The sequence below is a fragment of the Acinetobacter sp. YH01010 genome, assembly GCF_013420775.1.
In the GTDB taxonomy this organism is placed as follows: domain Bacteria; phylum Pseudomonadota; class Gammaproteobacteria; order Pseudomonadales; family Moraxellaceae; genus Acinetobacter; species Acinetobacter amyesii.
This window is the reverse complement of record NZ_VOYF01000001.1, coordinates 285590-297965: the sequence shown is the minus strand read 5'-3', so window position 1 is coordinate 297965 and position 12376 is coordinate 285590. Positions and strand designations below refer to the sequence as shown.

The following is a 12376-nucleotide window of genomic DNA, read 5'->3' as shown; positions in this document are numbered from 1 at the left end:
ATGATTATTTCTTCTGCCAATGACTATCGTGAAGCGGCACGTCGTCGTTTACCGCCATTTTTATTTCATTACATCGATGGCGGGGCGTATGCCGAATATACCTTAAAGCGTAATGTAGAAGATTTATCAAAAATAGCGTTGCGTCAACGTGTGCTGAATGACATGTCACAGCTGAGTTTAGAAACCCAACTGTTTAATGAAACCTTATCAATGCCTGTGGCTTTATCACCTGTGGGTTTAACGGGAATGTATGCACGCCGCGGCGAAGTTCAAGCAGCAGTAGCCGCAGATAAAAAGGGCATTCCATTTACGCTGTCTACCGTTTCAGTATGTCCTATTGAAGAGGTGTCGCCAGCGATTCAGCGTCCCATGTGGTTTCAGTTATATGTGCTACGTGACCGTGGCTTTATGAAAAATGCCTTAGAACGTGCCAAAGCTGCAGGCTGTTCAACTTTAGTGTTTACCGTGGATATGCCTGTTCCGGGCGCGCGTTACCGTGATGCGCACTCAGGGATGAGCGGGCCAAATGCAGCCATGCGCCGTTATATGCAGTCGTGTTTCCATCCACACTGGGCATGGAATGTGGGTTTATTAGGTCGTCCGCATGACTTAGGGAATATTTCTAAATACTTGGGCAAACCAACAGGTTTAGAAGATTATATCGGCTGGTTGGGTAATAACTTTGACCCATCAATTTCATGGAAAGATCTTGAGTGGATTCGTGAATTTTGGGATGGACCGATGGTTATTAAAGGCATACTTGACCCTGAAGATGCCAAAGATGCTGTGCGTTTTGGTGCAGATGGCATCGTGGTGTCAAACCATGGTGGCCGTCAGCTCGATGGGGTTTTATCTTCAGCGCGTGCATTGCCACCAATTGCCGATGCCGTAAAAGGCGATATTAAAATTCTTGCGGACTCAGGTATTCGAAATGGTTTAGATGTGGTGCGTATGCTGGCTTTGGGTGCGGATACCTGTATGCTCGGTCGCGCCTTTGTTTATGCGCTCGGTGCAGCAGGTGGTGAAGGTGTTTCCAATCTTTTAGAACTGATTGATAAAGAAATGCGTGTTGCGATGACCTTAACAGGTGCAAAAACCATTGCGGATATTACATCTGATTGTTTGGTGAAGTTAGAGAAAGAGTTGGCTGGGTGATTTTTTGAATCGATCTCTTGGGAAAGTTATTCGTCATCAAAAAAATTAGCAATGAAAGTTCCCTCTCTTTGCAGGAGAGGGTTAGGGAGAGGTGTTTATTGAATAATTCTCCTAACCCTCTTGCGTAGCGTTGCTACTCATCCCAAAGGGAGAAGGGATATTCATTATAGATTTTAATAACAATGACTAAAAACTTTTGATATGTGCAAATAAACCTACGTTGTTTAAAATTATTTAAATCAATATTTTTTCATTGCATAACAATGCTATTCCTCTTTATCAAGGAGAGAAAATATTGAAAATGGAAAATTCTACGAGCATGCAAACTCAATCATTACAAACCATTCAAAACCTCATCAACATCGTCGGTAAGCAACACGTTTTAACTGAAGATAAAGATACACGTTTATACCGCCAAGGTCGTCGTTACGGTGCAGGGAAAGTACTGGCTGTGGTTACACCGGGCTCATTACTTGAGCAATGGCATGTGTTGCAAGCTGCTGTTGATGCAAATTGTATTGTGATTATGCAAGCCGCCAATACCGGTTTGACAGGTGGTTCAACGCCTTTTGGTGATGACTATGACCGTCCTGTGGTACTGATGAGTACTCGTCGTTTGGTTGGCATTCAGGTGATTAATGACGGTCAACAAGTCATTTGCCTACCGGGGGCGACATTAGACAAGCTTGAAAAAGATTTGGCGCAATTCAATCGTGAACCTCATTCGGTGATTGGTTCTTCTTGTATTGGGGCATCGGTTTTGGGTGGCGTCTGTAATAACTCAGGTGGTGCTTTGGTGCGCCGCGGTCCTGCCTATACAGAGCTTGCACTGTATGCACGAGTGAATGAGTCAGGTGACTTAGAGTTGGTCAATCATTTAGGTATCAATCTTGGCAATACGCCTGAAGAAATCCTCACAGCGTTGGAAAATAAAAATTATCAAATCAATGACATTGTGAATAATTCAAGTTGCTGTGCCTCTGATCAGCGCTATTCACATGACGTTAAACAAGTTGATGAAAATACGCCTGCACGTTTCAATGCTGATCCAAGCCGCTTATTTGAAGCATCGGGTTCAGCGGGTAAAGTGTGTGTCTTTGCCGTACGTTTAGATACCTTTGAAAAGATTCCAAGTCAGGTGTTTTATGTAGGGACCAATTCACAAGATGATTTAACAGAAATTCGTCGTTTTCTATTAAAAGATCTTGCACGCCTCCCGATTGCAGGTGAGTACATTCATCGCGTGGCATACGATATTGGGGCTGAGTATGGCAAAGATTCTTTTGTATTTATCGAAAAATTTGGCACCGCAAAAGTTCCTGCTGCTTTTGCCATGAAAGATAAAGTCGATGGCTATTTAGAAAAACTGGGTTTGCAAGGTTTTTCGGATAAGGTTTTACAACTCGTCACTAAATTTATGCCGAATCATCTGCCAAAACGCATGAATGAATTTCGTGATTTATATGAACATCATTTGATGATTCGTATTGAAAATCAGGATGTTGATCAAGTTGATGCGTATTTGAAAACGTATTTTTTAGACAAAATCTCAGGCAATTATTTTAAATGTACGGATGAAGAAGGACGTAAGGCTTTTTTACATCGCTTTGCGGTGGCAGGTGCTGCCATTCGTTATCGGGATACGCATCGTTCAGAAGTGGAAGACATTGTTGCACTGGATATTGCATTACGTCGCAATGATCGAGAATGGGTGGAAACTTTGCCGAAAGCCATGGATGAGCAAATTATCCATAAACTCTATTATGGACATTTTCTCTGTCATGTTTTTCATCAAGATTATATTGTGAAAAAAGGTGTAGACCCTTTGGCAATGGAACATGCAATGTGGCATTTACTCGATGATCGTGGCGCTGAATATCCTGCGGAACACAATGTTGGGCATTTGTATGTGGCCAAGCCTGCATTAAAAAATCATTATCAAAAGCTGGATCCGACTAATAGCTTTAATGTGGGGATTGGACAAACCAGCAAGCTGAAAAACTGGAAATAATGCTTTAAAAAACAACATGCCGTGATGTGAAAGTATACGGCTTTTTTTATGGTTAAAGGATTAATATATCCGGAGGTATTGACCATAAAGGCGAAGAATATTTTCTAAATTGTCATCCCAAAATATAAAAAAACCGCTAAAGTGTTATGCAACAAGTTGCAAAGCCAAAATAAGGATTCAGCATGACAACGACTAGCTATGCAAATATTTTAAAGCCTTTACATTTGGGTTTTACCACGATTAAAAACCGTGTCGTGATGGGGTCCATGCATAGTGGGCTGGAAGATCGTTTTTATAACTATCCTAAATTGGCAGCTTATTTTGGTGAGCGTGCTAAAGGTGGTGTCGGCCTGATTATTACAGGCGGTATTTCTCCAAACCGCCAAGGTTGGCTGTTACCTGCTGGCGGTACCATGAATACGTTAGGTGATATTGCTCCACATCGCTTGGTGACCCATGCAGTACATAAGCATGGTGCCAAAATTTTAATGCAAATCTTGCATGCTGGGCGTTATGGCTATCAGCCTTTTGCAGTGTCAGCAAGTCCGATTAAATCTCCGATTTCACCTTTTAAACCACGTCAATTAACGGACAAACAAATTCTTTCAACCATTGATGATTATGTCAAAACGGCAAGTCTTGCACATAAGGCCGGCTATGATGGTGTTGAAATTATGGGTTCAGAAGGCTACTTGTTGAATCAGTTTTTAAGCCGTCATGTCAACCAACGGACAGACCGTTGGGGCGGTGAAATTGAAAATCGTATGCGCCTTGCGGTTGATATTGTGAAATCAATACGTGCTGAAGTGGGTGAGAAATTTATTATCTGCTTCCGTTTGTCATTGCTTGATTTGGTTCATGATGGGAACACCATGGCAGAAGTCATTACTGTTGCTAAAGCATTGGAAGCAGCTGGTGTGACGTTATTGAACACGGGTATTGGTTGGCATGAAGCACGTATTCCGACAATTGTGACCTCAGTGCCTCGCGCAGCGTTTGTGGACTATACCGCTGAAGTCAAAAAACATGTTGCGATTCCTGTCATTGCGTCCAACCGTATCAATATGCCAGATACAGCTGAAGAAATTTTGGCTTCAGGCAAGGCAGATATGGTGCAAATGGCGCGTCCATTCTTGGCAGATCCATTTTGGGTAAATAAAACGGCGACCAATCGTGTCGATGAAATTAATACCTGTATTGCCTGTAACCAAGCCTGTTTAGATCATACTTTTAAAAATCAGCGTGCGACGTGTTTGGTCAACCCACGAGCGGCATATGAAACTGAATTGGTTTATTTAAAGACCAAAAAACCGAAGCGCATTGCAGTCGTCGGTGGTGGCGTGGCAGGGATGTCTGCTGCAACGGTTGCAGCAAACCGAGGCCATGAGGTGACTTTATTTGAAGCTGGTGCAGAGGTAGGTGGTCAATTTAATTTGGCGAAAGTCGTTCCCGGCAAAGAAGAATTTCATGAAACGATTCGCTACTTTAAAGTTCAAATCGAAAAAACGGGTGTGGATTTGCGTTTAAATACGCGTGTAAACCGTGAACAGCTTGAACGTGAAGGGTTTGAAGAAGTTGTTATTGCAACAGGTGTGGTTCCTCGCAGCTTAAAAATTGAAGGTAGTGATGCACCGAATGTCTTGTCTTATGCAGAAGTGCTGAAAGGCGCAGCTGTGGGGGGTAAAGTTGCTGTGATTGGTGCAGGCGGCATTGGCTTTGATGTATCTGAATTTTTACTCAAACCACCACATCAGCCACAACCAATGCCTTTAGCGGATTGGCAGCGGGAGTGGGGTGTTGATCCAAATCCAAACTACGTAACTGAAGGTGGTATGCTGGCTGCTGAGCTCGAACCTCCTGTTCGTGAAATCTACTTATTACAACGTAAAACAACTGCACTTGGTGCTGGGTTAGGTAAAACATCAGGCTGGGTACATCGTGCACAATTAAAGAAAAATGCGGTTCGTATGCTGCGTGGTGTTCAATACAAAGCCATTACTGATGAAGGTCTTTGGGTTGAATATGAAGGGCATGATCAATTATTACGTGTAGATACGATTGTCGTTTGTGCAGGTCAGGAATCGGTAAAGCATTTGATGCCAGAACAGGGTGAGAAAACCCTTGCCAATTACCATATTATTGGTGGTGCAAAACTAGCAGCAGAGTTAGATGCGAAACGCGCAATACGTGAAGGTGCGGAGCTTGCGGCTAAACTTTAAGGATTTGGCGAAACAATATTCATTTGAAAGGTTTAGTTGTAATTTTTACTTGTCAGATGAATAAAACCTCCGTATTATGGCGCACATGGAAGCGTGGCAGAGCGGTTTAATGCACCGGTCTTGAAAACCGACGAGGGCGCGAGTCCTCCGTGAGTTCGAATCTCACCGCTTCCGCCAAATTCAAAAAAGCCCCTGTAGTGATACAGGGGCTTTTTTTTGTCTTAGATTTTAATTTGAGACGGCAATCTTATTCATTAGTATTTTTAAGCAATGCTAAAAATGGATATCAGACTTAAAATTCAAGTCAGAAATTAATACAAGGGTTGTCAAAGGTAGAATTAAAAGTAAGAGAAAAGAATGTTTATAGATTGATAGTGTAGAATTTATTTTTAATGGCCTATTTATTTAAATCTTTCACAAGCATTGGGCAGAGCTATGATCGCTTATTTTGAAAAAATATCAATTGTATTTTATTTGATCAATTGTTTTGAAGTGTTAGCAAGGCTTGGCAAGAGAATTGAAAGTGCTATATTTAAATCACGGTAGGTCATAAAACGACGCTACCAATAAGTTGGACGGATCAATGACAGCTCGTTGAGTTTCGTAATATTTTAGTCTTAAGATATTGCAGACAAGAAATCAGCACTAGCCTTCCAACATAGAGCCCGCAGCAATGCGGGCTTTTTAATGTCTTTCAAAATGTGAAAATATAGTGTTTTTGTCAAACAATAATTAAATAGTTAACTTATGTTATTGATATATATTTACTAAAGTAAAATAAGTTTACATTGCCATGAAATCTAACATTTACAAAGCAGGTTGTTGCGTAAAGGTGTGATATAAAAAATTCAATTATTAAAACAAGTAGAGACGTCACTATGACACAGATGATCGATATTAAAGTGAAGGACCAATTTAGTCAGGTTTATGAAGCACAAGCTTTGGTGCGTAATCCTTCAGAAGAAGATTCAAGAGCGCTGTTTCATCGCATTGAACATATCATTATTGCAGGTGAAATCATCCTACCCAGTATAGAACTACTTTTTGAAAGTCAAAAATCGGACAGTATTTACAAGCTTTTAGAAGCTTAAATTGAATGAATAAAAAAACTCACCTTAATGGTGAGTTTTTTATTTTTAGAAATAGAACTTTAAGCTGTTTGATCTGCTTTAAATTGATTCAAGATATAAGACAGTAACTGATAGCGTGTCATCGGGTTGCTAGAAGACAGTTCAACATCTTGTTTACGCACTTGAATTTCTTGAGTTAAAACTCCAGCTTGAAAACGTTGCACGATCATATGATCTTTTGATACATCATGGTCGGTCAGCACTAGTTTGGGTCCAAGGTGCAGATGTCCAATCGCATCTAGACATTGTTCAAGGCTGCTATATAGGTTGAAAAGGATGAGTGCCTGATCATTAGAATAATTGGCTAAATTCATTTTTATTATCCATGGTCAAAAATTATTGAGCAGGAATAGTGTATACGAATTAAGCAATATTAATCTGTATGGATTATTTTTCATTTAATGTCTATCTAGCTAACTTTGGTTAAATCATTGAGACAGCTTAAATCTTTATGAAAAATAAGTTGGAATTCGCTTTAAATTAAAGCGGCTTGAATACCAATGGGACATCATAACGGGCAAATTCTTCAATGATACTGTTTAAAACCAATTGAGCTTGAGGTTCCGCTGCTGTAAAGGTGAGTTCTTGGTTCGTTTGGCTGTTGAAGCATTCAACTTGTTCTATACGCCAAATTGTTTCAATGGCTGTATTTTGAATGACCACACGTCGAGGTTGTAATTCGTCACTAATTTTTCGTGGCATGACATAGGTAATGGCCAATTGAACATTAGGCAATTCGTCTTGTGAAGTTAAAAAGGTAAATACCCAATTGCCAATTTTGCTGAGTTGCATAGGATTATCGAAAGAATCAAATTCTAAACAAAACTGTTGTGACATTGACATGCTCAAACGCTAGGAGGTCGGTTTTATTCTTGCGATTTTTTACTGTTGATTGACATTAGGGGAAGGTCGTATAAAACAGCAGTTAAAACCATAAAAGAAATAAGTGAATCGATAAAGTTAATAAAATTCAATTTCTTATATTGATATGTGTGAAGAATTACTCACCTCATTAAGTTGTTTTTTGAATGAGAAGTGAGGAAAAGTCTCTAAGTTAAACCAGTTGTTGTAGATTTTTTAGACTGTAATTAATTTGCTGTAATGCATGTTGTAAGAGTTTAGGTTGAATATTGGATTCATTTAGACAGGTGATCCATTGCATCTGACAGGCTTTTAATTCTGCAATGTCCGTGGCCTGTTGAATATTAAGCATTAATTTTTTTGCCATCAGCCCACAATAACGCTGTAAGTAACTGCACATAAAATTCTGTAACTCATCAAAATCATGTTCGATGAAATCAATGATTTGTTCTGCTAATACAGGGGTGTTTGATGTTATGTTTTCAGGTATGGCTTGATTAAATTGATGGGGTATAAAGCCAATTGCATCCATTGGCAGGGAGTCAGTTATTTCGTGCTGTGAATGAGTATGAGGAACTTCCATCGTTGGCATTGAAATTTTATCAAGTGTGACATTTTCTTGCGCTATGCGATCGGATGTCTTTGTTGACGCTATTTTAGGTGTATTAAAAGCAGAAAAATCGGATTTTTGAAGGCGTTGATGATCATGTGCTGTAATTGGCTGAATCAGCCCAAGTTCCATCAGTTGCTCGAGCAAGGGCACTTCAGCAATCCGCTGCTGATAATGCACTGGCATTTGGTTAAAGTCATCACTACCAATTAAGAGTAGCAGACGACGTTGTCTTGCATTTAATGCGAGCTGTCGGTCTTTTAAAGTTTGAAAACCCAGCTCAGTTTTTTGATAGTTGAACATGCCTTAATTCCATAGCTCAAAAGAATTAAGGCAATCCTATGCAGTGATAATGACAGTAATATTAAGAAAATATTAAACAATCAATGATTTATAGAGTAATGACAGCAGAGTTTTCTAAAGCTTTACGCAAATAAGGGTCTAAGTCATCTTGACGTAATAGCCATTGCACATAGTCCGCAGGTAATTCTGCAATTGCGGTACCACGGTGTTTACCAAAATTAATACTGCGTGGAATGCGAGCATCTTCCGAAGCTTCGTATAATTCTTCGATGCTGTTGATTTTTAAGTGATGCACAATATGCATCAAAATATTGGCAGTTAAAATAATATCCATATCTGCGCGGTGAGCTTTACGGATCATTTCACGGGCTTTTCCACTGCCTTTGGTGATCATATATATCAAGGCAGAAATATTATGCGCTTCTGCATCAGGCCAAACACGACGAGCTAGCGCAAGGGTACAAATGGCTTTGATTTTTGAACTATCTACACCGCATTTTTCGAGCGCTCGAATATCGTAGTCGATATTATGCCCAATGATATATGTCGTCTCTGATGGGAGTTCAAAACTGCTGTAGTGGGGCTGACCTTCAAGATCTGATTCTAAAATATGATGTACAGCCATTGCTGCAAAAGAAATTGCTTCATCACAACGATAAAGTTGATCAAAAATTTTAGATTTATCTAGGGTAATTTTGGCATCTGCCACCTGAATTGGAGCATAGGCAATCTCGATGGGTTGTCCATTTAGTGTATGGGTTTCTGTGTCGAGAATGATGGCTTGCATGTCCAGTTCCAGCATGTTGAATAATGTTTATGAATGTACATTATCACATCCACACTGACAAACCCATGCTGTGATTATTTGTAGGAATATTATGAAGATGGCTGCGCAGTGTTTAAATAATCTGCTTTTATCGCATCTGCCGAAATAAAACCTTTACAGCGGGATAAAGCTAAACCATCTTCTAAATCGACTTGTTTTAAAGGCTTTTGTCCATCTTGATATCCAAAAATGTCGCTAAGTGGATTAAGCACTAGAGTATGTTCACGATCAATGGCATGGTGGTTTTTCGGCTTTACTTTTGTGCATATGTTTGTGTAGTTGGCAGGGGGTACAGCATTTTTGTTGATTTTACATTTTGCTTTAACCTCCGAAAAATAGCCCAATCTGTATCCAATGATCAGAAATATAAGTTCAGCCATTTTTCTGAGATCGGGGTGGCTGATTTATTTGAATGCTGTTAATCCATATCGAGCTAAAACAAAGTTTTAGTTCTATATTAATTTGATAAATTAAAATAAGAGTAGTTGCTTAAAAATTAGGCTTGAACAAAAGTTTGTTCCATGTATTTAATGATTCATATTCAATGAAAAATTGACTTTAAAACAACAAACAAAAGGATCATGGAATGAAAATGCTGCGTTTAACGGTTTTAGTCAGCAGTGCGCTATTTTTAGCAGCCTGCGGTAATGATAGTAATGACCAACAATTTAGTAATCCTGAAACAAACGCTGATCTCAATCAGATCAAAAATCCGGTGGTAACTACAACAGCCTATAGTCAAGACAATATGCCTGCTGTGAGTGCAGACAGCCGATTGATGACCTATAAAATGCTAGGAGTAGATGGCAAAGTTGTTCAAGCCACAGCCTTAGTCTTTACCCCAAAAACAGTTGCTCCGGCAGGTGGTTGGAAAATTGTGGCTTGGGCACATGGAACGACCGGTGTGGCTGATAAATGCGCTCCGAGCCGACAAGGTTTGCAAGGCACTGAATATTTATTGCAAATGTTATTGGCAAAGGGTTATGTCGTTGTGGCACCCGATTATGAAGGATTAGGGGAACCTAGTGGACGTGAAAACCATCCTTATCTGAATCTAAAAAGTGAAGCCTTTTCGATTACCGATGCCGTTGTCGCTGCTCGAAGTTATTTAACCAGCCAAGGTAAAACGGTGTCGAAGGATTGGGTGTCAATCGGGCATTCTCAAGGTGGTCAAGCCGTATTAGGTGCAGCTGAATTCGCATCGCGTGCTGACTTAAATTATAAGGGAACGATTGCCATAGCACCTGCAAATAATCTTGCGCTCATTCTTGACGCAGGCGAGAAGTTAGCTGTAGGTAAACCTGCAACCGTGCAAAGTATGATTTATGCACCTTTAGACAGTTTTACTGCGCAGATCATTGCGGGTATGCAAGGGCATAAAAACAGTGTGGATTATTCAAAAGTATTTAGTGGACATCTGGCTGCGATTGCACCTCAGGCTGAAACAGTGTGTTCAGGCGAGTTAACCAAGTTAATTCAAGATGACATGCTCAGTTATGCGAGTCAGAACACGACTTTGGATAACTATGGCCGCACGCAGTCTGATTTCTTAACTTTAAAGCCAATCCAAAACTTTATGAGTGAAGGTTCACAGCCTTTAACGACAGCGGTGAAAACGCCGATCATCATTTATCAAGGTAAAGCCGATCAGACCATTCCAGCAGATGCGACTAAATTTATGATTAGCCTTGCTAAGCCGGGAACATCAATTGACTATCGTGAGCAAGCGACAGCGGATCATCTTACTATTTATACCGATAATCTGGCAAATTTTGTGCAAGATGTAGAGACTCTCATGCCAAATCAATAAGTTGATTTGACTTAAATAATGCTCGTGCAGATTCAACATGGGCATTATTTATTTAAAAACAGCACAAACTTCCCTCTCTCATTTCTAAAACTTCATGCTACAATACGCGCCAATCTTAGCACGGCTTAAAAGCCCTAATTTAATAGGACCTCGCTAATGTTTGCCAACACCTCTATTGCTCAATTTGACCCTGAATTAGCTCAAGCGATCTCGAATGAAGATGCTCGCCAAGAAGCGCACATTGAGTTAATCGCTTCAGAAAACTACTGTTCACCTGCAGTAATGGAAGCTCAAGGTTCAAAACTTACTAACAAATATGCAGAAGGCTACCCTGGTAAACGCTACTATGGCGGTTGCGAGTATGTAGACGTGATCGAACAATTGGCCATTGACCGTGCTAAAGAATTGTTTGGTGCAGATTATGCAAACGTTCAACCACACGCTGGTTCACAAGCAAACTCTGCAGTTTACCTTGCGCTTCTTAACCCAGGCGACACAGTTTTAGGTATGAGCTTGGCTCACGGTGGTCACTTGACTCACGGTGCTAAAGTTAGCTTCTCTGGTAAAACTTACAACGCAATTCAATACGGTTTGAACCCAGAAACTGGCGAAATCGACTATGAAGAAGTTGAACGTTTAGCTGAAGAACACAAGCCAAAAATGATCGTGGCTGGTTTCTCTGCGTATAGCCAAGTTGTTGATTGGCAACGTTTCCGAGATATCGCGGACAAAGTTGGTGCTTACTTATTCGTAGATATGGCTCACGTAGCTGGTCTTGTTGCTGCTGGTGTTTACCCAAGCCCAGTACAAATTGCTGACGTAACTACAACGACTACACATAAAACACTTCGTGGTCCACGTTCTGGTTTAATCCTTGCGAAAGCAAACGAAGAAATCGAGAAAAAATTACAATCAGCTGTATTCCCTGGTAACCAAGGTGGTCCTTTAGTTCACGCTGTAGCGGCTAAAGCGATCTGCTTCAAAGAAGCAATGGCGCCTGAATATAAAGCTTACCAACAACAAGTTGTTAAGAATGCGCAAGCAATGGCTGAAGTTCTAATCGAACGTGGTTATGATGTTGTTTCTGGCGGTACTAAGAACCATTTGTTCTTATTATCTTTAATTAAACAAGACATTACTGGTAAAGATGCCGATGCTTGGTTAGGTGCTGCTCACATTACTGTGAACAAAAACTCAGTACCAAACGATCCACGTTCTCCATTCGTGACTTCTGGTATCCGTATCGGTACTCCTGCTGTAACAACACGTGGTTTTGGCGAAGCTGAAGTACGTGACCTTGCAGGCTGGATCGCTGACGTTCTAGACAGCAAAGGTGACGAAGCTGTGATTGCTGCAGTGAAAGAAAAAGTTGCTGCTGTTTGCGCTAAATTCCCAGTTTACGCAAAATAAAACAGACTTGAGAAAAGCCCCCTCAAGGGGGCTTTTTTTAT

At 40.5% G+C, this 12376-nt stretch carries 11 protein-coding genes and 1 tRNA gene; 7 read left to right on the top strand and 5 right to left on the bottom strand.

Going from position 1 to position 12376, the window contains the following annotated elements; translation table 11 throughout:
* From lldD to FTT77_RS01475, 5 genes are all read left to right on the top strand, one after another.
* Entirely contained in the window at window positions 1–1155 is a 1155-nt protein-coding gene (gene lldD, locus FTT77_RS01495) for an FMN-dependent L-lactate dehydrogenase LldD (protein ID WP_180004197.1), read from the top strand.
* A 319-nt stretch (window positions 1156–1474) separates the two neighbouring features.
* Window positions 1475–3166, top strand: a complete 1692-nt coding sequence (gene dld, locus FTT77_RS01490; protein WP_180108791.1) for a D-lactate dehydrogenase — start codon at window positions 1475–1477, stop codon at window positions 3164–3166.
* 182 nt (window positions 3167–3348) lie between these two features.
* Complete coding sequence (locus FTT77_RS01485) at window positions 3349–5385, top strand: NADPH-dependent 2,4-dienoyl-CoA reductase (RefSeq protein ID WP_180008269.1); 2037 nt, start codon at window positions 3349–3351, stop codon at window positions 5383–5385.
* A gap of 87 nt (window positions 5386–5472) precedes the next feature.
* Window positions 5473–5562, top strand: a tRNA-Ser gene (locus FTT77_RS01480).
* A 701-nt stretch (window positions 5563–6263) separates the two neighbouring features.
* Entirely contained in the window at window positions 6264–6476 is a 213-nt protein-coding gene (locus FTT77_RS01475) for a hypothetical protein (protein ID WP_078189132.1), read from the top strand.
* Window positions 6477–6535: 59 nt separating this feature from the next.
* On the opposite strand, the gene FTT77_RS01470 is transcribed toward FTT77_RS01475, so the two are convergent.
* From FTT77_RS01470 to FTT77_RS01450, 5 genes are all read right to left on the bottom strand, one after another.
* Complete coding sequence (locus tag FTT77_RS01470) at window positions 6536–6829, bottom strand: hypothetical protein (protein ID WP_111885765.1); 294 nt, start codon at window positions 6827–6829, stop codon at window positions 6536–6538.
* A 166-nt stretch (window positions 6830–6995) separates the two neighbouring features.
* Entirely contained in the window at window positions 6996–7352 is a 357-nt protein-coding gene (locus FTT77_RS01465; RefSeq protein ID WP_180008268.1) for a hypothetical protein, read from the bottom strand.
* Between the two features lie 217 nt (window positions 7353–7569).
* On the bottom strand, window positions 7570–8289 hold the full coding sequence (locus tag FTT77_RS01460; protein WP_180008267.1) for a hypothetical protein: 720 nt from the start codon (window positions 8287–8289) through the stop codon (window positions 7570–7572).
* 88 nt (window positions 8290–8377) lie between these two features.
* The gene (locus FTT77_RS01455) at window positions 8378–9076 is read right to left on the bottom strand and encodes a 3'-5' exonuclease (RefSeq protein WP_180008265.1); all 699 of its coding nucleotides are present in this window, start codon (window positions 9074–9076) and stop codon (window positions 8378–8380) included.
* A gap of 89 nt (window positions 9077–9165) precedes the next feature.
* Window positions 9166–9459 (bottom strand): hypothetical protein, encoded by a 294-nt coding sequence (locus FTT77_RS01450; protein WP_180041538.1) that lies wholly within the window; start codon window positions 9457–9459, stop codon window positions 9166–9168.
* A gap of 242 nt (window positions 9460–9701) precedes the next feature.
* Between FTT77_RS01450 and FTT77_RS01445 the strand changes: the two genes are divergently transcribed.
* Both FTT77_RS01445 and glyA read left to right on the top strand, forming a co-directional pair.
* Window positions 9702–10925 (top strand): alpha/beta fold hydrolase, encoded by a 1224-nt coding sequence (locus FTT77_RS01445; protein ID WP_180108774.1) that lies wholly within the window; start codon window positions 9702–9704, stop codon window positions 10923–10925.
* 156 nt (window positions 10926–11081) lie between these two features.
* Window positions 11082–12335: a serine hydroxymethyltransferase gene (glyA, locus tag FTT77_RS01440; RefSeq protein ID WP_111885761.1), complete on the top strand. Its 1254-nt coding sequence runs from the start codon at window positions 11082–11084 to the stop codon at window positions 12333–12335.
* Window positions 12336–12376: the final 41 nt, after the last annotated feature.